Annotated in this window: 22 protein-coding genes; 2 read left to right on the forward strand and 20 right to left on the reverse strand. The window is 70.1% G+C overall.

Annotation, left to right across the window (positions count from 1 at the left end; all coding sequences use genetic code 11):
- Positions 1 to 27: 27 nt before the first annotated feature.
- Positions 28 to 981 carry an RluA family pseudouridine synthase gene (locus ACFY3C_RS10765; protein WP_386574724.1) on the forward strand — a complete coding sequence of 318 codons (954 nt, stop codon included), beginning with the start codon at positions 28 to 30 and terminating at the stop codon, positions 979 to 981.
- A 15-nt stretch (positions 982 to 996) separates the two neighbouring features.
- Here the strand turns inward: ACFY3C_RS10765 and ACFY3C_RS10770 are convergent, their stop codons facing one another.
- The 16 genes from ACFY3C_RS10770 to ACFY3C_RS10845 form a co-directional block, all read right to left on the reverse strand.
- Positions 997 to 2481, reverse strand: a complete 1485-nt coding sequence (locus ACFY3C_RS10770) for a cytochrome P450 (protein WP_390770511.1) — start codon at positions 2479 to 2481, stop codon at positions 997 to 999.
- A 46-nt stretch (positions 2482 to 2527) separates the two neighbouring features.
- Positions 2528 to 3148, reverse strand: a complete 621-nt coding sequence (locus ACFY3C_RS10775; protein WP_386574722.1) for an ATP/GTP-binding protein — start codon at positions 3146 to 3148, stop codon at positions 2528 to 2530.
- The gene (locus ACFY3C_RS10780) at positions 3129 to 3545 is read right to left on the reverse strand and encodes a DUF742 domain-containing protein (protein WP_386574720.1); all 417 of its coding nucleotides are present in this window, start codon (positions 3543 to 3545) and stop codon (positions 3129 to 3131) included. The genes ACFY3C_RS10775 and ACFY3C_RS10780 overlap by 20 nt, the downstream gene beginning before the upstream one ends.
- Positions 3542 to 3946: a roadblock/LC7 domain-containing protein gene (locus tag ACFY3C_RS10785; RefSeq protein ID WP_386574719.1), complete on the reverse strand. Its 405-nt coding sequence runs from the start codon at positions 3944 to 3946 to the stop codon at positions 3542 to 3544. The genes ACFY3C_RS10780 and ACFY3C_RS10785 overlap by 4 nt, the downstream gene beginning before the upstream one ends.
- Positions 3943 to 5610, reverse strand: a complete 1668-nt coding sequence (locus ACFY3C_RS10790; RefSeq protein WP_390770512.1) for a sensor histidine kinase — start codon at positions 5608 to 5610, stop codon at positions 3943 to 3945. Before ACFY3C_RS10790 ends, ACFY3C_RS10785 begins: the two co-directional genes overlap by 4 nt.
- A gap of 330 nt (positions 5611 to 5940) precedes the next feature.
- Positions 5941 to 8793, reverse strand: coding sequence for a DEAD/DEAH box helicase (locus ACFY3C_RS10795; protein WP_390770513.1), 2853 nt, complete (start codon positions 8791 to 8793; stop codon positions 5941 to 5943).
- 84 nt (positions 8794 to 8877) lie between these two features.
- A complete protein-coding gene (tatC, locus tag ACFY3C_RS10800; protein WP_386574716.1) occupies positions 8878 to 9822 on the reverse strand; it encodes a twin-arginine translocase subunit TatC in 945 nt (314 codons plus the stop codon).
- Positions 9823 to 9870: 48 nt separating this feature from the next.
- Entirely contained in the window at positions 9871 to 10170 is a 300-nt protein-coding gene (gene tatA / locus ACFY3C_RS10805; protein WP_386574714.1) for a Sec-independent protein translocase subunit TatA, read from the reverse strand.
- Between the two features lie 214 nt (positions 10171 to 10384).
- Positions 10385 to 10579 carry a hypothetical protein gene (locus ACFY3C_RS10810; protein ID WP_386574713.1) on the reverse strand — a complete coding sequence of 65 codons (195 nt, stop codon included), beginning with the start codon at positions 10577 to 10579 and terminating at the stop codon, positions 10385 to 10387.
- Between the two features lie 20 nt (positions 10580 to 10599).
- On the reverse strand, positions 10600 to 10860 hold the full coding sequence (locus ACFY3C_RS10815; protein WP_386575014.1) for a hypothetical protein: 261 nt from the start codon (positions 10858 to 10860) through the stop codon (positions 10600 to 10602).
- A 92-nt stretch (positions 10861 to 10952) separates the two neighbouring features.
- On the reverse strand, positions 10953 to 11996 hold the full coding sequence (locus ACFY3C_RS10820; protein ID WP_386574712.1) for a helix-turn-helix transcriptional regulator: 1044 nt from the start codon (positions 11994 to 11996) through the stop codon (positions 10953 to 10955).
- A gap of 19 nt (positions 11997 to 12015) precedes the next feature.
- A complete protein-coding gene (locus ACFY3C_RS10825; RefSeq protein WP_386574711.1) occupies positions 12016 to 12993 on the reverse strand; it encodes a helix-turn-helix transcriptional regulator in 978 nt (325 codons plus the stop codon).
- A gap of 147 nt (positions 12994 to 13140) precedes the next feature.
- Complete coding sequence (locus ACFY3C_RS10830; RefSeq protein ID WP_390770514.1) at positions 13141 to 13512, reverse strand: FKBP-type peptidyl-prolyl cis-trans isomerase; 372 nt, start codon at positions 13510 to 13512, stop codon at positions 13141 to 13143.
- Between the two features lie 94 nt (positions 13513 to 13606).
- A complete protein-coding gene (locus ACFY3C_RS10835) occupies positions 13607 to 14605 on the reverse strand; it encodes an FKBP-type peptidyl-prolyl cis-trans isomerase (protein WP_390770515.1) in 999 nt (332 codons plus the stop codon).
- 143 nt (positions 14606 to 14748) lie between these two features.
- Positions 14749 to 16110 carry a Pup--protein ligase gene (pafA, locus tag ACFY3C_RS10840; RefSeq protein ID WP_097255646.1) on the reverse strand — a complete coding sequence of 454 codons (1362 nt, stop codon included), beginning with the start codon at positions 16108 to 16110 and terminating at the stop codon, positions 14749 to 14751.
- A 9-nt stretch (positions 16111 to 16119) separates the two neighbouring features.
- The gene (locus ACFY3C_RS10845; protein ID WP_390770516.1) at positions 16120 to 17379 is read right to left on the reverse strand and encodes an MFS transporter; all 1260 of its coding nucleotides are present in this window, start codon (positions 17377 to 17379) and stop codon (positions 16120 to 16122) included.
- Between the two features lie 90 nt (positions 17380 to 17469).
- Between ACFY3C_RS10845 and ACFY3C_RS10850 the strand changes: the two genes are divergently transcribed.
- Positions 17470 to 18486, forward strand: a complete 1017-nt coding sequence (locus ACFY3C_RS10850) for a LacI family DNA-binding transcriptional regulator (protein WP_386574707.1) — start codon at positions 17470 to 17472, stop codon at positions 18484 to 18486.
- Between the two features lie 59 nt (positions 18487 to 18545).
- Here the strand turns inward: ACFY3C_RS10850 and prcA are convergent, their stop codons facing one another.
- Genes prcA through ACFY3C_RS10870 form a run of 4 tightly spaced genes read right to left on the reverse strand, consistent with a single transcriptional unit; the run spans position 18546 to position 21025 of the window.
- Positions 18546 to 19310 (reverse strand): proteasome subunit alpha, encoded by a 765-nt coding sequence (gene prcA / locus ACFY3C_RS10855; protein ID WP_386574706.1) that lies wholly within the window; start codon positions 19308 to 19310, stop codon positions 18546 to 18548.
- Between the two features lie 60 nt (positions 19311 to 19370).
- A complete protein-coding gene (gene prcB, locus ACFY3C_RS10860) occupies positions 19371 to 20216 on the reverse strand; it encodes a proteasome subunit beta (protein WP_386574705.1) in 846 nt (281 codons plus the stop codon).
- Entirely contained in the window at positions 20168 to 20761 is a 594-nt protein-coding gene (locus ACFY3C_RS10865) for an endonuclease VII domain-containing protein (protein ID WP_390770517.1), read from the reverse strand. Before ACFY3C_RS10865 ends, prcB begins: the two co-directional genes overlap by 49 nt.
- A 45-nt stretch (positions 20762 to 20806) precedes the next feature.
- Positions 20807 to 21025 carry a ubiquitin-like protein Pup gene (locus tag ACFY3C_RS10870; RefSeq protein ID WP_030608326.1) on the reverse strand — a complete coding sequence of 73 codons (219 nt, stop codon included), beginning with the start codon at positions 21023 to 21025 and terminating at the stop codon, positions 20807 to 20809.
- Positions 21026 to 21084 lie beyond the last annotated feature (59 nt).

Raw genomic sequence — 21084 nt, forward strand, 5'->3', positions numbered from 1 at the left:
GTCCGAGCAGCCTCGTACCCTTGACCGATGAGACGCCGTACCCCGCCCCCGCCCGCCCCGCTCCCCCAGCGTGACGGTGTCGATCCGGTGCGGGTGCGGCTGCCGTTCGGCGGGGTGTGGGCGACCGTGCGGGAGCATCTCGTGGAGCGGCTGACGGGGGCCGGGCCCGGGGTGATCGAGGAGATGTTCGACGCGGGGCTGATCGTGGGCGCCGACGGGCGGGCGGTGGCACCGGACGCGCCGTACCAGCCGGGGATGTTCGTGTGGTTCCACCGGGAGCTGCCCGCCGAAGTGCCGGTGCCCTTCCCGGTGGAGGTGGTCCACCGGGACGCGCACATCGTCGTGGCCGACAAGCCGCACTTCCTCGCGACGACCCCGCGCGGCACGCATGTCACCCAGACCGTGCTGGCCCGGCTGCGGACCGAGCTGGGCATCCCCTCGCTGTCCGCCGCACATCGGCTGGACCGGCTCACCGCCGGTCTCGTGCTGTTCACGGTGCGGCCCGAGGAGCGCGGCGCGTATCAGACGCTGTTCGCGGACCGGCTGGTCCGCAAGGAGTACGAGGCGATCGCGCCGTACGACGCCTCGCTCGCCCTGCCCCGGACCGTGCGCAGCCGGATCCTGAAGGAGCGCGGCATCCCGGCCGCGCGGGAGATCGAGGGCGAGCCGAACGCCGTGACCCGGGTGGAGCTGGCCGAGCACCGGGCCACGCTGGGCCGGTACCGGCTCGTCCCGAAGACGGGGCAGACCCACCAGCTGCGGGTGCACCTGAGCGCGCTGGGCATCCCCATCCTCGGCGACCCGCTCTACCCGGAGGTGACCGCCCCCGTACCGGACGGCGACTTCCGGCGTCCGCTGCAACTGCTCGCACGGAGGCTGGAGTTCACCGATCCGGTGACGGGGGCGGAGCACACGTTCGTCAGCGGGCGGACGCTGGAGGCCTGGCACTCGCCCGAGCGGTGGGCCGGCCAGGAGCCCTGACCGCGCTCCGCTCGCTCACTCCCCCCGCCACCAGCGCAGCATGCGTTGCCACACGTTCTGGCGGCGGGGCTGCACCGGTGCCGCGGGCGCCGGCTCGGGGGCGGGGCGCGGGATCGCCGGAGTGGGCTCCGGCATGGGGGCCGGTTCCGGGCGGACGGAGCCGACCTGCCAGGTGGCGCGCTGGGTCGGGATGTGCGACGCGCTGGGCGGGAGGCCGGCGTCCTGCTGGGGCTTCGGTTCGAAGCGCACCGGCAGGGCCACCAGGTGCCGGGAGGCGATGGACGACCGCCAGCGCAGGTCCTCCTCGGGGCAGTCCAGCTGGATGTCCGAGAGCCGCGTCAGCAGGGCGTCCACGCCGACGTCGGCGATGGCACGGCCGATGTCCTGGCCGGGGCACTCGTGGGGGCCGCCGCCGAAGGCGAGGTGGGACCGGTTGCCCTGCATGTTGGCGGACAGGTCGGGCCGCACCCGCGGGTCCACGTTGCCCGGGGCGGGCGCGAAGAGCAGCCCGTCGCCCTTGCGGATGCGCTGGCCGCCCAGTTCGGTGTCCTGCTTCGCGAAGTAGCCGAGGACGGTGCTGAACGGCGGCTCGTCCCACAGGGACTGCTCGATCGCCTCCGGCACGGTCATCTGGCCGCCGTTGAGCTGGGCGCGGAAGCCCGGCTCGGTGAGGACCATGCGCAGCGCGTTGGCGAGCAGGTTGGCGGTGGCCTCGTAGGCCGCGAAGAAGACGAGGCGCAGGTGTTCGCGGACCTCGTCGTCGGTCAGCCCCGCGGGGTGGGTGATGAGGTGACTGGTGAAGTCGTCGTCGGGCCGGGCACGGCGGCGGGTGGTGAGCCGGCTCAGCGCGTCCATGACGTAGCCATGGCTCTGGATGGCGGTCTCGGTGCCCTTGAGCGCGTCGCGGGCGGCCTGCACCATCCGGTCGTTGTACTCCTCGGGCATGCCGAGGATCTCGCACATGACGGCCATCGGCAGGTGCTCGGCGAACTGGGAGACCAGGTCGGCCCGGCCGCGTTCGCAGAAGTCGTTGACCAGCTCCTGGGTGTAACGGCCGATGTGGCGGCGCATGCTGCGGTGGTCGATGGTCGACATGGCGCCGGTGACCGCCGCGCGCAGCCGCTGGTGCTCGTCGCCCTCGGCGAACGCGCAGATGGGCTGCCAGGCGATGTGCGGCATGAGCGGGTGGTCGGGCTTGACCATGCCCTCCTGCAGCGCGGTCCAGATCCGGCTGTCGCGGGCGTACTGGGAGGGGCTGCGGACCATGTGCAGGTTCTCGGAGTGCCCGAGGACCACCCACACCGGTACGTCCTCGTGGAGCAGCACGGGCGCGACGCTGCCGTGCTCCTCCCGCAGCCGTTCGTAGAGGTCGTCCAGGTCCGCCGCGTCGGGGCCGTAGAGCCGGTGCAGGCCTCCGGGACCGAGGCCGTGCGCCGGGCAGCCGGGCGGCGGGCCGGCGGTGGCGTCGGTGCCGGTGAGGGATGGGGGTTCAGGCGTCACAGTGTCGCTCCGGAACGGGAGGTGTGGGGGTCGGGTCGGATGGGGGTCAGGTGAGGGCGCCGGACATGGCGAGCGAGTGCAGGAAGCGCATCAGGGTCATCAGCACGTCCTTGCTGGAGGCCCGGCGGCGCACGTCGCAGTCGATGATCGGGATCTCCGGGGCCAGGTCCAGCGCGGTGCGCAGTTCCTCGGTCGGGTAACGAGGCGCGTCGGGGAAGGAGTTGACGGCGACGACGAACGGGACACCGCGTTCCTCCAGGCGTCCCATGACGTCGAAGCTGACTTCCAGGCGGCGGGTGTCGACCAGGACGACCGCGCCGAGCGCGCCCTCGAACAGGCCGTTCCACAGGAACCAGAAGCGCTCCTGGCCGGGGGTGCCGAACAGATAGAGCACCAGCTTGTCGGTGATGCTGATGCGGCCGAAGTCCATGGCCACGGTGGTGGCGGTCTTGGACTCGGAGCCGTAGTTGTCGTCGACCCCGATCCCGGCCTGGGTCATGGTCTCCTCGGTGGTCAGCGGCCTGATCTCGCTGACCGAACCGACCATGGTGGTCTTGCCGACGCCGAAGCCGCCCACGATCACGATCTTCACCGCGGCCTGGGCCGTCTGCGGGAGGTGATCCTCGGTGCGTGGGCCGGGGATGGTGTCAGAGCCGTTGAAGTCCATGCATCACCGCTTCGAGGAGAGAACGGTCCGGGAGCGCCTTGCGGACGATCGGGGCGCGCGCCTGCACCAGTTCGTTCGTGATCAGCTCGGTGATCAGGACGGTCATCGCGCTGAACGGCAGGTTGAGGTAGGCCGAGAGCTCGGCCACGGACAGGGGGGAGGTACAGAGCTGGATCACGGCCGCCTCCTCCGGTGAGGCCGACGGCGGTGGCGCGGATCGCGCCACGATCAAGGTGACCAGGTCGAGTTCGGCCCGGCCGCCGTCGGCGGTGTCGGCGATGGCGTACAGCCGTTCGGGGTTCCCGGGCTTCTCCTCGCCGTCCGCCGGTGCGGGCAGCGGCGGCGGTGGAGGCGGCAGTTGCTGCGGCAGGCGCCGTTTGCGTTGCGGAGGAGTCATACGGTCTGCCCGTTCCGCCGGGGCGGACTGGTGAGGTGGGCTCCGATCCGGACGACGAGGTCGCGCATCATGCCGGCCATCCGGCCCGGCTCGCAGGTCACGTCGGCGAGCACGGCCAGGAAGGCGTTGGCGCCGGCGTCCATGAGGTAGAAGTAGCCGCCCTCGATCTCGATGACGACGAGCTTCATGTCGCCGGCACCCTCGATCTCCTGAATGATGGCACCGGCGAGGCTCTGAACGCCCGCGCAGGCGGCGGCCACCCGGTCGGCCGCGTCGGGGTCGCCGCCGTAGCGGGCGATGCGCAGTCCGTCGGCGGAGAGGACCACGATCATCTGGACGCCCGGTACGCCGTCGTTGAGTTGCTTGAGCATCCAGTCGAAGTTGCCTCGCTGCTGGATCACTTGAGGTTCCCCTCGTCGTCGTCGGTGGCGCCCTCGATGGGGGTGTCCGAATCGTTGAGCAGGTGCAGGTACTTGGTGGGGTTCCGGGTGAAGTCGGTCAGTTCGGGTGCGGTGGCGTCCTCGGGCATGCCCTTGCGCAGGCCGTTCCAGAAGTCGTCGACCCACATGCCCGGCGGCCGGTCCCGGAGCTTTTGGATCTCGGGGTCGATCTCGGGCGCGGGCTCGGGCTCGGGCTTGGGCTGGGACCAGATGGTCGGCTTGCCCTCCCGCTCGGCGCGCTCGATGGCGGCCTGTTCGGCGTACCGCTGGCTGAGCGGGGTCTTCATCCGGCTGCGGCGCTGCGGCAGACCGCCCGCCGTCCACTCGGTGACCTCGGGGACGTCGTCCTCCATCGAGATCCCGGCCGGGATGCGGGGGCTGGTGGGGCGGCGCTTCTTGGGCCTGCGCTTCGGGCCCTCCACCGCGCCGAGTTCGGGCTTGGGCACACCGGTGGCACCGATGCCGTGGGCGGCGCCGACGCCGGGCTCGGTGGTGGTCATGACGCGCGGTACGACGAGGATCGCGCGGACGCCGCCGTAGGCGGAGGCGCGCAGCGAGACCTGCATGTCGAAGGCCTTGCACAGCCGGCCGACGACGGCGAGGCCGAGGCGCGGGTTCGAGCCCAGGTTCTCCGCGTCGTCGCCCGCCATGGCGTCGTAGATCGCCTTCTCGATGCGGGCGCGGCCTTCCTCGCTGAGGCTGACGCCGGCGTCCTCGATCTCGATGACGAGGCCGGACTGCACCTCGGCGGCGGTGACGTGCACCTTGGTCGACGGCGGCGAGTAGCGGGTGGCGTTGTCGAGGAGTTCGGCGGCCGCGTGCAGGAGCGGCTCGACGGACGTGCCCTTGATGTTGATGTTGACGATGGAGTTCAGCTCGATGCGCCGGTACTCCAGGATCCGGGACATGGCACCGCGCAGCACGCTGTAGAGCGAGACGGGCAGCGGCCACTGACGGCCGGGGCGGCCGCCGCCCAGCACGGAGATGGTGTCGGCGAGACGGCCGATCAGCGCGGTGCCGTGGTCGATGCGCAGCAGGTCGTCGAAGACCTCGGGGTTGCGGCCGTGGTCCTCCTCCATCTCCCGCAGTTCGTTGGCCTGCTGGTGGACGATGGCCTGGATGCGGCGGGCGATGCTGACGTAGGAGCGCTCGGTGGCGTCGCGCATCGAGATCTCGAAGTCGGCGCCCTTCAGCGCCGTACGCAGCAGGGTGCGCTGCGACTCGGGCATGTGGCGCAGTTCGGGGTCGTTGTCGACGACCTTGCGCATCACCTCTCTGAGCGGTTCTCCGTGGCGCAGCCGGAGAAGCGCGGTGGGCAGGACGTCGGCGCCGAGGCGGACGATCTCCGCGTCGTGGGCGGCGAGGCGGCGCTCCAGATACGCCGTGTGACGGGCGTGCTCGGCCTGTGTCTCGCGGAGTTTGCGTCCGCGGCGGACGGCTTCGACGGCCGTGGCGAGGACCAGCAGCAGGGCCACGGCCCCGCACCCGCCGACGGCGATCCGGGCCGAGGCCGGAGCCAGGGCGACCGCCGCCGCGGTCGCCGCGGCCATCGCTATGGCCGGCAGCAACAGCACGCGCGCATAAGGACGTTCACGGCCACCGGGAGGCTTTTGAACACTCACCATGGATGCCTTCTGAGACGAATCGGCTGGGTGTCAGGAGAGCTTGCGGGGGGAAGAGTCATGGAACCGAAGGGATCATCGGGAAGTTTGGGAACAGACGCACGATTTCAGCTCAACTCGGTGCGCCGCGGGCGAGCTTAGTCCGACCGGATCATCGCCGTGTCATATTCGGCAAGCACCTGAAATCGCCCCTGCAACAGGAGTACGCTCGGCCCATTTGCACGCTAGGCGATCATTCGAACACGACACGTGACGGCGTACGGGCGTACGAAAACTACTCACCGTGATGAGGGAAAAGGGGGCTCAGACTCCGGCGCTCAGGCCGACGAGACATCACCCCACCGACGAGTAGGCGACAACCCCTCGCAGCAACTGATCGACAGCCTTACGCGCGGCCTTGGCCACCGTCGAGCCCGCCACCGGAGATGCCGCCGAGATCTGCCCGAGGACATCGATGACCTGCTTGCACCACCGCACGAAGTCACCCGCGGGCATCTCCGCCTCGCGCAGCACCTCGTCGAGCCCCGTCCCCGAGGCCCACATGTACGCGGCCCAGGCGAAGCCGAGGTCCGGCTCGCGCTGGCCGACGCCCTCGGTCTGGTTGATCCGGAACTCCTCCTCCAGACCGTCCAGCCGGCCCCAGATCCGGACCATCTCGCTGAGCGCGGCCTTCGCCTTGCCGGAGGGCAGCTTGGGCGTCATGGCGTCGTCGCCGACCCGGGCCTCGTACACCAACGCCGAGACACAGGCGGCGAGTTCGGCCGGGCCGAGCCCCTCCCAGACGCCCTCGCGCAGGCACTCACTGGCCAGCAGGTCGAGTTCGCCGTAGAGCCGGGCGAGCCGCTTGCCGTGCTCGGTGACCTCGTCGCCGCGCAGGTAGTCCAGCTCCGTCAGCAGCGCGACGATCCGGTCGAAGGTCCGCGCGATGGTGTTCGTGCGGCCCTCGATGCGCCGCTCCAGCTGCGAGGTGTCGCGCAGCAGCCGGTGGTACCGCTCGGCCCAACGGGCGTGGTCCTCACGGTCGTTGCATCCATGGCACGGATGCGCCCGGATCTCCGTGCGCAGCCGGGCGATCTCACGGTCGTCGGCGGCCTGCGAGCGCTTCTTGCGGGCCCGCTCCGGCGGGATGTGCCCGGCCTTGCTGCGCAGCGCGGAGGCGAGGTCCCGACGGGACTGCGGCGAGCGCGGGTTGAAGGACTTCGGGATCCGCATCCGGTCCAGCGGCTCGACCGGCACCGGGAAGTCCATCGACGCCAGCCGCTTGACCTGCCGTTCGGCGGTCAGCACCAGCGGGCGCGGGCCGTCGTGGTGGTCGAAGCCGCGGTGGCCGTTGGAGCGGCCGGCGGGCAGGCCGGGGTCCAGCACCAGGGCCAGCCCGGCGTACTTGCCCGTGGGGACGTGGATGACGTCACCCGGCTTGAGCTTCTCCAGGGCCACGGCCGCCTCGGCCCGGCGCTGGTTGGCGCCCTGCCGGGCCAGCTCGGTCTCACGGTCCTTCAGTTCGCGGCGCAGCCGCGCGTACTCGTCGAAGTCGCCGAGGTGACAGGTCATGGAGGCCTTGTAGCCCTCCAGGCCCTCCTCGTTGCGCTGCACCTGCCGGGAGATCCCGACGACCGACTTGTCGGCCTGGAACTGCGCGAAGGAGGTCTCCAGCAGTTCGCGCGAGCGGTGCCGGCCGAACTGCTCGACCAGGTTGACCGCCATGTTGTACGACGGCTTGAAGCTGGAGCGCAGCGGATACGTACGGGTGCCGGCGAGTCCCGCGAGGTGCTCGGGGCTCATCCCGCGCTGCCACAGCACCACGGCATGACCCTCGACGTCGATGCCACGCCGGCCCGCACGCCCCGTCAACTGGGTGTACTCACCGGGCGTGATGTCGGCGTGCTGCTCGCCGTTCCACTTGACGAGCTTCTCCAGGACCACCGAGCGGGCGGGCATGTTGATGCCCAGGGCGAGGGTCTCGGTCGCGAACACGGCCTTGACCAGCCCGCGTACGAACAGCTCCTCGACGACCTCCTTGAAGGTCGGCAGCATGCCCGCGTGATGGGCGGCGATGCCCCGCTCCAGGCCCTCCAGCCACTCGTAGTAGCCGAGGACGTGCAGGTCCTCGGACGGGATCGCGGCGGTGCGCTCCTCGACCAGCGCGCGCACCCTCTCCCGCGCCTCCTCGTCGTTGAGCCGCAGGCCCGCGTACAGGCACTGCTGGACGGCGGCCTCGCAGGCGGCGCGGCTGAAGATGAAGGTGATCGCGGGCAGCAGTCCCTCGGAGTCGAGGCGCTCGATGACCTCGGGCCGGCCCGGCGTCCACACGCGCGAGCGCTGTCTGCGCTCCCGCTCGCGGTCGGCCTCGCGCATCGCACGGCCGCGCCGGCGGTCCTGGTACGACGGCCGGGTCGACTCCATGCGGGCGAGACGGACGAGGTCGGGGTTGACGGCCTTCTTGTGACCCTCGCCCTCCTCGAACAGGTCGTACATCCGGCGCCCGGCGAGCACGTGCTGGAACAGCGGCACGGGCCGGTGCTCGGAGACGATCACCTCGGTGTCACCACGGACGGTGTCCAGCCAGTCACCGAACTCCTCGGCGTTGGACACGGTCGCCGACAGCGACACCAGGGTCACCGACTCGGGCAGGTGGATGATCACTTCCTCCCAGACGGCGCCGCGGAAGCGGTCGGAGAGGTAGTGCACCTCGTCCATGACCACGTAGCCGAGGCCGAGGAGGGTCTGCGAGCCGGCGTACAGCATGTTCCGCAGCACCTCGGTGGTCATCACGACCACCGGGGCGTCGGAGTTGATGCTGTTGTCTCCGGTGAGGAGGCCGACCATGCCGTCTCCGTAGCGGCGGCACAGATCGGCGTACTTCTGGTTCGACAGCGCCTTGATGGGTGTCGTGTAGAAGCACTTCTTGCCCTGCAGCAGGGCGAGGTGGACGGCGAACTCGCCCACGATCGTCTTGCCCGAGCCGGTGGGGGCGGCCACCAGGACGCCCTTCCCCTCTTCGAGGGCCTGGCAGGCCTCGATCTGGAAGGGGTCGAGGCCGAAGTCGTACATCTCGCGGAAGGACGCGAGCGCGGTGGCCTGCTCGGCTGCCCGCCTCCGGGCTGCCGCGTACCGCTCGGCCGGTGAGAGATCCTCTGTCATCGTGCTTTCGAGCGTACCGGGCGGCACTGACAACAGGACGATCATTATCCGGATCTTGGGTTGTTCGACAACGACGGACGGCCCCGTCCTCGAGGACGGGGCCGTCGCGTCATGCTGCTCGGTGCGGTCTCAGGTCACGTCGTCGTAGCCGTTGACCCGGTCCGTGCTCGTCTGCTCGGGCAGGGCGCGGGCGGCCGGGACGGGCTCGATGGAGCCGATGTCCTCGGGCGTGAGGTCCAGGTCGGAGGCCTCGTCGTCCCCGGGGCCGTCGGCCTCGCGGCGGGCCCGGCGCCGGTCGTTGATCAGAGCGATGCCCACGGCGATGAAGTAGAGCGCCCAGATCGGAGCCGCCAGTGCCAGCATCGTCATCGGGTCGGGGCTGGGCGTGGCCACGGCCGCGAAGGCGGTGATGCCGACGACCATGCCGCGCCACCAGCCCAGCATGCGCCGCCCGGACAGGACGCCTGTGAGGTTGAGCATGACCAGCAGCAACGGCATCTCGAAGGCGAGGCCGAAGACGACGATCATGCGGGTGACCAGGTCCAGCAGATCGTCCAGCGGCAGCAGGTTCTCGGCACCGCTGGGCGTGAGGTCGATCATCACCCGCGCCGTGGTGGGCAGCACGTGGAACGCGAGGTAGCCGCCGCCGAGGAAGAGCGGGAAGCCGAAACCGACGAAGGCGTAGGCGTACTTCTTCTCGGCGCGGTGCAGGCCCGGCGCGACGAACGCCCACAGCTGGTAGAGCCAGACCGGGGAGGCGAGCACGACACCGGCCATCAGGGCGACCTTCAGGGCCAGGGTGAACGGCGCCAGCAGGCCGCTGACGGTGATGTGCGCGCAGTGGACGTTCTTGGCGTTGGCCAGCTCACCGAAGGACTGATGGCAGCCGATCTCGTCGAGCACCGGCTCGGTGATGAAGTTGACGATGTCCCTGTAGAAGAACGCCGCCACGATCGTGACGACCACGATCGCCAGGACACCCTTCGCGAGCCGGTTGCGCAGCTCACGCAAGTGATCCACGAGCGGCATCCGCCCCTCGGGATCCCTTTCCTTCTTGCGGGCAGACTTGAGCAACCCACATCCTCATCTCGTGCAGCGGACCGGATGCCCCCGGCCCTCGCGTCAGCGCTGGGTCGTGTCCGTCGGCTCGTTGACCGGGCGGGAGCTGGTCACGTCGCCGGGGGCGGCCTGGATGGTGCGCTGAGCCGGAGCGGGCTCCTCGGCGGACTGGGCGGTGCCGGCGGACTGGGCGGTGCCGGCCTGCTTGCCGTCGTCCTTCATGGCCTTCGCCTCGCTCTTCAGGATGCGCGCGGACTTGCCGAGCGAGCGCGCCATGTCCGGAAGCTTCTTGGAGCCGAACACCAGGAGGATCACCAGAACGAGGAGCAGCAGGTGCCACGGCTCAAGTCCGTTGCGGAACATAAATCTTCACCTTCTCACCGAGGCGGGATGTCCGACAGGTCGGACACTTGTCCGGACGTCATGCTGGCTGCGATCGTAACGCCTGGGGATGAACGCGGGACAATCCCCGGGCGTACTCCTGCTCTGCGGACCGCGCTGCGTCCATGGGCCGCGATCAGCAGCGTACCTGGCCGGGAGGGCAAGGTGACAGGGTGAAGCGACGCAGGAGGGAAGCTCACAGGGACTCCACGGCGCGGGCCGTGCTCACCGCCGCCCGCTCCAGATCCTCGGCCGCCCTGTTGATACGCCGCGCGGAGTCAGAGACCTGCTCCCCGAGGCGCCGCGCCTCCAGGAAGACCCGGACGGCGAGCACCCCCAGGACGGCGAGACCCAGGAAACCCACGGCTACCGCGAACATCGGCCAGAACATGGCGTCGAGCCTAGACGGTCCTACACCGTGGAGTGCAGCCGCAGGGTCCTGACACCGCCGCCGGTGAGCAGCTCGACGATGCGCTCCCCCGCCGGCTTGCGCACCGAGGAGCCGCAGTCGGGGCAGGTGAACGAGTAGAACGTCGTCCGGCTCGTGGCACCGATGGCCAGGCGCAGGGCGCTCGCGGCGAGCTCGAAGCGGCCCCGGCAGTCCGGGCAGCCGGCCTTGAACACCACGGGGACCACTCTCCTCATCCCGGCGAAGGCGGCCGCCACCGTCATTTCCCCAGCACCGGACCCCGGAGACTCGTTCAAAGCCGTCGCTCCTCTTTTTTTCTGGTCGTTCGCCTTCGGGGCGCCACAGCCCCTGCGGCTCACTCCTGCCTCTCGTACTGCCCGTCGTTCCCATCGTCGTGACCACCGTGCGCCGCCGGGGGCGGTGTGTCGTACGCCGCCAGGGCCTCGCCGGCCGCCGTGCGGGCGCTGTCGGCCAGCTCGGGCGGCGAGACGATCCTGCCGTCGCGGCCCAGACGCAGGGCCAGCCGGCGCAGGGAGGCCGGATCGGGGGTGCGCAGAGTGATACGCAGCCCGCCGTCGGGAAGCTCATCGGCGCTGTCGTGCGGGTAGTACTCGGCCACCCAGCGGCCACCGGGGCCGACCTCGATCACGACCTCCGGATCCTCGGCGGCCGGCTGGACCAGGGCCTCGGAGAGGTCCCGCAGCTCGATCTCCGGCGGTGCGGAGGGCTCGTCCAGGATCCTGATCTCGGCGACCCGGTCGAGCCGGAAGGTACGCCGGGCCTCGGAGCGGCGGCACCAGGCCTCCACATAGGTGTGTCCGACGCTGACCAGGCGGATGGGGTCGATCTCGCGCTCGGTGACCTCGTCACGGGCGGGTGAGTAGTAGCGGATCCACAGCCGGCGGCGCTCCGAGATCGCCCGGTCGACGTCGGCGAAGACACCGCCCTCGGACTCGAAGGTCACCGAGAGACGGGAGCTGGCACCGGCGACCTCACCGGCCGCCGCCTCCACCTTGGCCGTCGCCCGCAGCAGGGCCTGGCGGTCGCTCTCCCGCAGGCCGGGCAGGGTCGACACCGCGCGGGCGGCCACCAGCAGGGCCGTGGCCTCGTCGGCGGCGAGCCGCAGCGGCTCGGCCGCCTCCTCGCCGAGCGCGGCCGCGTTGTGCCACCAGATGCGCTCGCCGTCGGTGTCGATGTCCAGCAGGTCGCCGCCGCGGAAGCTGGTGCCGCACATGGGCAGCAGATCGAGGTCGGAGACCAGCTCGTCCTCGGTGATGCCGAAGGCGCGCGCGACGTCCGCGATCCGGGCGCCGGGGCGCTCCCTGAGGTACGTGACCAGGGAGAGCATCCGCCGGGTCTGGTCGATGGCGTTCACGGGCCTGACCGGTTTGCCTGCCATGGTTGTGCTCCGCTTCCCCTCAGCCCTTGGCCACGGCACGCAGCCGGTCCACCACATCGGCCCGCAGCTCGGCCGGCTCCACGACGACCACGTCCGGCCCGAACTCCACCAGCCAGGCGTCCAGGCCGTGCCCGTACGGAATCTCCAACTCGTCCCAGCCGTCACCGAGTTCCCGGACCTTGGTGGCTTTCGCCCGAAGGGGGTAACCGGCGCCGGCACGCAGCCTGATCAGCGCCGAACGGTCGGCGATCTCGCCCGCCCAGCCCGCGACGGTCTCGCGCACGGTGACGACGTCCGGAACGGGCGCGGTGAAGCCGGTGCCCCGCGAGCGCACCCGCCCGGTGATCCGGGAGAGCCGGAAGACACGCTCGGCGCCCCGGTCGCGGTCCCAGCCGGCCAGGTACCAGTGGCCGCGCCAGCACTCAAGGGCCCACGGCTCCACATTCCGGGTTTCGGGGTGGGCTGCGGAGGCCTTGCGGTAGTCGAAGACGACCGGGCGGCGGTCGCGGCAGGCCAGCATCAGCGGCTCGAACGCGGCCTCGTGCACCGGGATGCGCGGCTCCAGGGCACCGTGAGCCTCGTACGGGTCGACGTCCTCGGGCAACCCCGCCGCGCGCAGCTTCTGCAGGGCGCCGCTGGCCGCTCCGGCCAGGCGGGCCTGCTGCCAGACCTTGGCGGCGAGGCCGAGGGCGGCGGCCTCCTCGGCGTCCAGGGTGATGGGGGGCAGGCGGTTGCTGTCGCGGCGGGCGAGGTAGCCGACCTCTCCGTCGAGGTTCTCGACGGTCTCGATCACCAGGCCCAGCTCGCGCAGGTCGTCCTTGTCCCGCTCGAACATCCGGTTGAAGGAGTCGTCCGAGCCCGCCGCGCCCTTTTCCGGCCTGACAGCCTCGACGTATGCCTCGATCGAATCGCGAAGCTCCCGCTTGCTGAGCGGCCGCCGTGTCCCGAGCAGACACAGCGCGAGGTTCATCAGCCGCTCTGCCTTGGCAATGGCCATCGACGCCCTTCGCCTTCCTGTGGTGCTTACGGACGACGACCGTACCGCTCGGAAGTGGCCTGGCAAAGCCGAGGGCCCATGCCCGGACAGGCATGGGCCCCAGCCGATCGGGTCCGGTCGGATCCCGAAAAACAGGCCGTACGACGATCAGGCCGCGATCAGGTCCACCACGAAGATCAGCGTCTCGCCGGGCTTGATCGCCGGGGTCGGGCTCTGGTTGCCGTAGGCGAGGTGCGCCGGGATGGTCAGCTGGCGGCGGCCGCCGACCTTCATGCCCTGCACGCCGAGGTCCCAGCCCTTGATGACCCGGCCGCCACCCAGCGGGAAGCGGAACGGCGTGCCGCGGTTCCAGCTGGCGTCGAACTCCTCGCCCGTGCTGAAGGCAACACCCACGTAGTGGACGGTGACGTTCTGGCCCGCCTCCGCAACGGCACCGTCACCCTCCCAGATGTCCTTGATCTCGAGGTCCGCCGGGGGCTCGCCGCCCGGAAAGTCGATCTCGGGCTTGTCGATGCTCACGTCAAAAGCTCCTGCTTGTGTACGACACGAAACACGGACAGTCTTTCATCCCCGCTGGTCTGCCGCCTGCCATCGCCACCACGGCGCGGCACGGCTACATCGCGGCCAGGATGTCCACCGAGAACACCAGCGTGGAACCCTTCTTGACGGCACCGCCGCTCGGCGGGTTGTCGCCGTAACCCAGCTCCGGCGGGACGACGACGAGGACCCTGCTGCCCACCTTCTTGCCGGTCAGTCCCTCGGACAGGCCCTTGACGGCCTGCTGCATCTGCTCCAGCGAGAACTGGCTGAGCCGCCCGGAGCCGTACGTCTGCTGGAACGTCTTTCCGCCGTCCCAGACCACGGCCTTGAACTGGCACAGGATCGCCTGGTTCGCCTTGAGCTCGTCGCCGTCCCCCTCCAGGACGTAGTTCGACACCAGCTTCTTCGGCGGCTCGGACTTCGGGACGGTGATCTCGGGTGCCTTGCCGTCGGTGTTGGTGCCGACCTTGGGCAGGGCGGCGTCGGTCTGCGGGACCGGCTTGCCATGGGAAGAGCTCTTGGAGTTGAAGGAGTCCATCAGGTCGATGACGAAGACCAGGGTGTCGGTGCCCTTGATGCCCGCCTGCGGGTTGCCCGACTTGCCGTAGCCCAGCTCCGGCGGGACGGCCAGCTCGATCCGGCTGCCCACCTTCTTGCCCGCGATCGCGTACCGCCAGCCGTCGATGATGCTGCCCTGGGCGAGCTGGATGACCAGCGGGTTGCGGTCGTAGGAGTTGTCGAAGACCTTGGCGGTGCTCCAGATCTGGCCCAGGTAGTTCGCCTGGATGAAGTCGTTCTCCGCGATCGTGCGGCCGTTGCCCGCGATGACCGTCTTGACCGCGAGGTTCTTGGAGGGCTCTCCCGGCCCCTTGGCGACCGTGGGCTTCTCGCCGAACTTCGTGCCCGCCGTGATCGCCGGCAGCGGCCCCTCTACGATCTTGGGTGGGGGCGTGGACTTCGAGGGCGACGGTGACGCACTGGCCTTGCTGGAGTCGGACTTGTCGTCGCCGCACGCGGCGAGCGTGACCAGTCCTGCGGGTACAGCGGCGAGGAGGAGGGAGCGTCGGCGCACGGAGATGCCTCGTAATCGGTCGATCTTGTGGATTGGCGTGCGCGCAACTCTACGACGCGAGAAGGGCGCCGTACGGAAAACGTACGACGCCCGTGTGGCGTTCCGGCAATTCGGTGCGGAAACGCTTGACTCACGTACCTTTGTCACATTCCGGCGATGAGCTTCTCCACCCGGTCGTCCACCGAACGGAACGGGTCCTTGCACAACACGGTGCGCTGTGCCTGGTCGTTGAGCTTGAGGTGCACCCAGTCGACCGTGAAGTCCCGGCGCTGTTCCTGTGCCCTGCGGATGAAGTCGCCGCGCAGCCGGGCCCGAGTGGTCTGCGGGGGAACCGACTTGCCCTCGAAGATCTTCAAGTCGTTGCAGATCCGGGCGGCTTGGCCCCTTTTCTCCAGCAGGTAGTACAGACCACGGCGGCGGTGGATGTCGTGGTAGGCGAGGTCTATCTGGGCGACCCGCGGGTGCGACATGGTCATGTTGTGCTTGGCCCGGTACCGCTCGATGAGCTTGTACTTCATGACCCAGTCGATCTCGGTGCCGATGCGGTCGAGTTCCTCGGTCTCGATCGCGTCGAGGGTGCGGCCCCACAGCTCCAGGACCTGAGCGACGGTGCCGGTGCGGATGCCGCGGCGGTCGCAGAAGTCCACGGCCTTGTCGAAGTACTCGCGCTGCACCTCCAGCGCGGAGGCCTCCCGGCCGCTGGCCAGGCGCACCTTGCGCCGGCCGGTGATGTCGTGGCTGACCTCGCGGATCGCCCGGATCGGGTTCTCCAGGGTGAGGTCGCGCATCACGGTGCCCGCCTCGATCATGCGCAGCACCAGGTCGGTGGCGCCGACCTTGAGCAGCATGGTCGTCTCGGACATGTTGGAGTCGCCCACGATGACGTGCAGGCGGCGGTAGCGCTCGGCGTCCGCATGCGGTTCGTCGCGGGTGTTGATGATGGGCCGGGAGCGGGTCGTCGCCGAGGAGACGCCCTCCCAGATGTGCTCCGCGCGCTGGCTGACGCAGTAGACGGCGCCGCGCGGGGTCTGCAGGACCTTGCCCGCGCCGCACAGCAGCTGCCTGGTCACCAGGAAGGGGATGAGGATGTCCGCGAGCCGGGAGAACTCCCCGTGCCGTGCCACCAGATAGTTCTCGTGGCAGCCGTAGGAGTTGCCCGCCGAGTCGGTGTTGTTCTTGAAGAGGTAGACGTCGCCCGCGATTCCCTCCTCGTGCAGGCGTCGTTCCGCGTCCACCAGGAGTCCTTCGAGAATGCGCTCGCCGGCCTTGTCGTGGGTGACCAGTTCGATCACGTTGTCACATTCGGGTGTCGCGTATTCCGGATGTGACCCCACGTCGAGATAGAGCCGGGCGCCGTTTCGCAGAAAGACATTACTGCTGCGGCCCCATGACACGACACGGCGGAAGAGGTACCGCGCCACCTCGTCAGGAGACAGGCGCCGCTGTCCCCTGAACGTGCACGTGACGCCGTACTCGTTCTCCAGCCCGAAAATGCGGCGGTCCATGACTGAACATTACGCCCGATCCCCTGAGCTGAAACGGGGTTCGGCAGCACGATTTGGATCATTTTCCGATGAAGCCGCAACAACCCCGCTCCGCGCGGGAGCTGCGAGGACCCGTCCGGTGGTGAGCAGGACCAGCAGGGACACGGCCCCCGCGACGCCCGGGAGGGCGAATCCCCACAGCGCGCCACCGGCCTGGACCACCGGGCCCGCCAGCCCCGTTCCGACCGAGGCACCCACGGTGAACGTCGTCACAAGCCAGGAGAACGCCTCGGTGACGGTTCCGCTCGGCGCGTGCCGGTCGACGATGATGAACGCGCAGGCGATGCAGGGGGCGAGGAACACTCCGGAGACCACGGTGAGCAGCACCATGGCGACCGCTCCCGGCATCAGCATCAGCGGCAGGTAACACACCGCCAGAAGCGCCACCAGGATCCGCAGTCGCCGCTCGGGCGTGCCGCTCCACCGGCGCGCGCCGTAGACGGTGCCGCCGAGGAGGGCCCCGAGGCCGAGCGCGGCCATCAGCCAGCCGTAGACGGCGTCACCCCCGTGGTCGTCGGCGTACGGCACCGAGGCCACGGTGATGGAGCCGAGCGCGATGCCGACGAAGAAGAAGGCGCCGAGCAGCACGAGCAGGCCGGGCGAGCGCAGGGCGCCGAGCCAGTGCGCCTCGCGCGGGGCCGAGCGCCACGCGCGCGAGGGCGGTGAGAGGACCACCGAGAGGGCGCCGAGGACGCCGACGGCGTTGAGCACCAGCAGGGCCGCACGCTCCGACCACAGGGACACGCACAGGGTCACCAGCAACGGGCCGACGGTGAACATCACTTCCTGCGCGACGGCGTCCATGGCGTACGCGGTGTGCACCTGCTCCTGGCGGCGCAGCACGGAGGGCCACAGGGCGCGCAGGCCGCCCTCCAGGGGCGGCGTGAAGAGGCCGGCGGCCGCGACGGCGGCATACGCGAAGGGCAGCGGGTCGGTGCCGGAGAAGGCGAAGGCCGTCATGGCGAGGGCGGAGAGGACGGCGGCGGGCAGCTGGACGCGCGGCTGGCCGTACAGGTCCACGAGGCGGCCGAGCACCGGCTGGCCCACGGCGTTGGCGACGCCGTACACGGCCGCGAGGGCGCCCGCCAGGCCGTACGTGCCGCCCTCGCCGCGGACGAACAGCACCAGGGCGATCGCGGCGGTCGCGTTGGGCAGCCGGCCCACCAGGGTGCCGGTCAGCAGACGGGCCGCGTGTCTCGCCCTGAGGATCTCCAGGTATCCCGCGGCCATGTCCCGCCTCCAAGTGTTACGTATAACGTCCCCACTCATACGTACCATGTGCGCTGTTCGCACGTCCACATGAAGGAGCAGGCCCCCGCCGTGGCACGCAGCAGTACGCGCCCGACCAGCCGTGACGTCGCGCAGGCGGCCGGGGTCTCCCAGGCGGCCGTCTCGCTCGTGCTGGGCGACAAGTGGCGCGGCCGGGTCTCGGAGGCCACCGCCGAGCGGGTCCGTCAGGCCGCGCGCGAGCTGGGCTACCGGCCCAACCTGGCCGCCCGCAATCTGCGCCTGGGCCGCACCCGCACGGTCCTGCTCGTGGTGCCGGCGCTGACCACCGAGTTCTTCGCCGGTGTCTACACGGGCGCGGCACGGGTGGCCGCCCGGCACGGCTTCGGCGTCGTGCTGTACCCCTCCCCCGAGGGCATCGGCCCGGCCCGCGACCCCTTCGCCTCCGCCCAGGCCGCCCTGGACGGCGTCATCGCCTCCTCGATGGCCGCCGACGCCCTCACCGCGATCCGCGGCGACCAGCTGCCGCTGGTCATGCTCGACAGCGACCCCGAGGGCAGCCTGGGCGCGGCGACCGTGAACCTGGACATCGCCGACGGCGTCCGGCAGGTCGCCGAGCACCTGCTGGGCCTCGGCCACCGCCGCGTCCTGCACCTGGCCGCCGACGTGCCCTCCTGGACGTTCGAGATGCGTGCGCGGGAGCTGGCAACGCGCCTGGCCGCCGTGCCGGGGACGCAGATCCGTACGGCCCCCGCGCCGATCTCCATCGAGGGCGCCCTGGCCGCCGCCGAGGCAGCGTTCACCGCGCCCGGCCCCCGGCCGACGGCGGTGGTCTGCGACGACGACAAGCTGGCGGCCGGCGCCTACAAGGCCCTGCGCCGCCTGGGCCTGCGCGTGCCGGACGACGTCTCGGTGACCGGCCTGGACGACCTGGCCCTGGCCACGGCCCTCGACCCCGAGCTGACGACGGTACGGCTGGACGCCGAGCTGTTCGGGGAACGCGGGATGGAGGCCCTGCTGGCGGTCCTGGAGGGCCGGGAGCCCGAGCGCGGGGACATTCCGGTGGAACTGGTCGTACGGGGGTCCACGGCACCGCCTCGCGCGTCCTGAACGCCGAGCGCCCCGGCCGGAGAACCGGTCGGGGCACACGGGAGCGGGATGCGGACGGGCTACTCCTCGGAGCCCTCTGCCTCGGAGCCCTCCTCCTCGGAGCTCTCCGCCTCGGTGGCCGCGCCGTTCTCCTCCAGGAGGCGGGCGAGCTGACGGCCGACGATGCGCTTGAACTTGCGGGTCTGCGGGCGGGTGCGGTCCAGCACCGCGACCTCCAGGCGCTCGGCGGGGATCTCCCGCTGGGTGCCGTTCGACTCGCGCGACAGGGCCATCACGGCCAGCTTCAGCGCCTCGGCCAGGCTCATGCCGTCCTGGTGGCGCTGGTCCAGGTAGTTGCTGATCAGCTCCGCGTTGCCGCCGACCGCGACCGAGCCGTGCTCGTCGACGATCGAGCCGTCGTGCGGCAGCCGGTAGATCTGGTCGCCCTCGGGGGTGTCCCCGACCTCGGCGACGACCAGCTCCACCTCGTACGGCTTCTCGGCGGCACTGGAGAAGATCGTGCCCAGGGTCTGGGCGTAGACGTTGGCGAGACCGCGGGCGGTCACGTCGTCCCGGTCGTAGGTGTAACCGCGCAGGTCGGCGTAGCGGACGCCGCCGATGCGGAGGTTCTCGTACTCGTTGTACTTGCCGGCGGCCGCGAAGCCGATCCGGTCGTAGATCTCGCTGAACTTGTGCAGCGCGCGGGACGGGTTCTCGCCGACGAAGACGATGCCGTCGGCGTACTGCAGCACGACCAGGCTGCGACCGCGGGCGATGCCCTTGCGGGCGTACTCCGCCCGGTCGGCCATGGCCTGCTGGGGTGAGACATAGAACGGCGTCGACACCGGTTATCCGTCCCTTTCTGTCATGGTCACTGGATCACCTTGATAAGAACGGGCCCGCGCTCAGAGCAGGGCGGCCTTGGGACCGTCCGGCTCCTCCAGGCGGCGCTGGAGCACCGCACGGGAGAGCCCGGAGGACTCGTCCTCGGAGAGCCGGCGGAAGCCGTCCTCGGTGATCACGGTGATGATCGGGTAGATCCGGCGGGCGACATCGGGACCACCGGTCGCCGAGTCGTCGTCTGCCGCGTCGTACAGGGCCTGGACCACCAGGGTCGTGGCCTGTTCCTCGGTCAGGTCGTCACGGAACAGCTTCTTCATGGCACCCCGGGCGAAGATCGAGCCGGAGCCCGTCGCGGCGAAGTTGTGCTCCTCGGAGCGGCCGCCCGTGACGTCGTAGGAGAAGATGCGCCCCCTCTCCCGGTCCAGGTCGAACCCGGCGAACAGGGGCACCACGGCCAGGCCCTGCATGGCCATGCCGAGGTTGGAACGGATCATGGTCGACAGCCGGTTCGCCTTGCCCTCCAGCGACAGCTGGGCGCCCTCGACCTTCTCGAAGTGCTCCAGCTCGAGCTGGAAGAGCTTGACCATCTCGACGGCGAGACCGGCGGTGCCGGCGATACCGACGGCCGAGTACTCGTCCGCCGGGAAGACCTTCTCGATGTCCCGCTGGGCGATGACGTTGCCCATGGTGGCGCGGCGGTCACCGGCCAGCACCACACCGCCGGGGAACGTGGCGGCCACGATGGTCGTGCCGTGCGGCGCCTCGATCACCCCCTGGGTGGGCGGCAGCTGCCGCTTGCCGGGCAGCATCTCCGGCTGGTGCTCCGACAGGAAGTCCATGAACGAAGAGGACCCAGGCGTCAGGAAGGCAGCTGGTAGACGCCCGGTGCTACGAGTGTTGGCTTCCACGCGTTTCCTTCCACGTATGCAGCAGCCCGCCTTATGGCCTCGGGCTGATCCTTGAACTGCCCCAGCGCAGCGTTGCAGCTGAAGCACAGTACGCCACGGACCCTACCCGTCTCATGGCAGTGATCCACATGTGCGGCCGGGGCCGCAAGACATATGCAGCAGACGCCTCCTTGGGAGGCGATCAACTCGTCGCGCTCGGCTTCGGTGATGCCGTACTGGCGCTTCAGGTGGCCCGCTCGCCCCTTGGTCGCCCGGCACGCCTTGCAGCTCGTGGAGAGACCGTCGGAAGCTGTCGCATTGCGATGCCACTCGTCGTGCGGCTTGGTCTCACCCCAGCTGCGGCAGAACTTGTGCCCTTCCGGTGTCTCCACTCGTGGACGGACGTTCTTCCCCTTGGCCAGTTGCCGGGCCTGGTGGTACGACGCCCAGCACTCCCGGCAGTAGGCCTGCAGTCCGTCGCGGGCCGCCTTGTTACTAGCGAAGGCTGCTCGCGGCCTGACCTCCTTGCACCGCGAGCAACGCTTCACCCCTTGCTCCTCGCTCACTCACACCCCCGAGGCCCCGAACCTTAGATTCGAAGGTAAAGTGGCCTACTGGCCACCCTTCTGAACGAATGAGCGTACGAAATCCTCTGCATTCTCCTCGAGGACGTCGTCAATCTCGTCCAGCACGGAGTCCACGTCATCGCTCAGCTTCTCGTGCCGCTCCTTGAGGTCCTCGGAAGCCTGCGCGTCCTGCGCCTGCTCCTCGACCTCCTCGGTGGAGCGCGTTGCCTTCTGCTGGCCGCCGCCGGTGTCCTTGGTTGCCATAACCCTCACCCCGCTCAGTTCGCCCGACATGGTCGACGGGTCGGCATTCCTGCCGATCG

The organism is Streptomyces sp. NPDC001410, assembly GCF_042895235.1.
GTDB lineage: Bacteria > Actinomycetota > Actinomycetes > Streptomycetales > Streptomycetaceae > Streptomyces.

Excerpts from the sequence above, each read along its gene's own strand:
- pafA (WP_097255646.1), bottom strand. The coding sequence starts at position 16,110 with ATGGACCGCCGCATTTTCGGGCTGGAGAACGAGTACGGCGTCACGTGC.
- ACFY3C_RS10825 (WP_386574711.1), bottom strand. The coding sequence starts at position 12,993 with ATGGCCATTGCCAAGGCAGAGCGGCTGATGAACCTCGCGCTGTGTCTG.
- ACFY3C_RS10780 (WP_386574720.1), bottom strand. The coding sequence starts at position 3,545 with ATGACTCCTCCGCAACGCAAACGGCGCCTGCCGCAGCAACTGCCGCCT.
- ACFY3C_RS10815 (WP_386575014.1), bottom strand. The coding sequence starts at position 10,860 with ATGACGGTGGCGGCCGCCTTCGCCGGGATGAGGAGAGTGGTCCCCGTG.
- ACFY3C_RS10790 (WP_390770512.1), bottom strand. The coding sequence starts at position 5,610 with ATGGTGAGTGTTCAAAAGCCTCCCGGTGGCCGTGAACGTCCTTATGCG.
- ACFY3C_RS10810 (WP_386574713.1), bottom strand. The coding sequence starts at position 10,579 with ATGTTCTGGCCGATGTTCGCGGTAGCCGTGGGTTTCCTGGGTCTCGCC.
- ACFY3C_RS10775 (WP_386574722.1), bottom strand. The coding sequence starts at position 3,148 with ATGGACTTCAACGGCTCTGACACCATCCCCGGCCCACGCACCGAGGAT.
- ACFY3C_RS10820 (WP_386574712.1), bottom strand. The coding sequence starts at position 11,996 with ATGGCAGGCAAACCGGTCAGGCCCGTGAACGCCATCGACCAGACCCGG.
- ACFY3C_RS10765 (WP_386574724.1), top strand. The coding sequence starts at position 28 with ATGAGACGCCGTACCCCGCCCCCGCCCGCCCCGCTCCCCCAGCGTGAC.
- ACFY3C_RS10870 (WP_030608326.1), bottom strand. The coding sequence starts at position 21,025 with ATGGCAACCAAGGACACCGGCGGCGGCCAGCAGAAGGCAACGCGCTCC.
- ACFY3C_RS10795 (WP_390770513.1), bottom strand. The coding sequence starts at position 8,793 with ATGATCGTCCTGTTGTCAGTGCCGCCCGGTACGCTCGAAAGCACGATG.
- tatA (WP_386574714.1), bottom strand. The coding sequence starts at position 10,170 with ATGTTCCGCAACGGACTTGAGCCGTGGCACCTGCTGCTCCTCGTTCTG.
- ACFY3C_RS10845 (WP_390770516.1), bottom strand. The coding sequence starts at position 17,379 with ATGGCCGCGGGATACCTGGAGATCCTCAGGGCGAGACACGCGGCCCGT.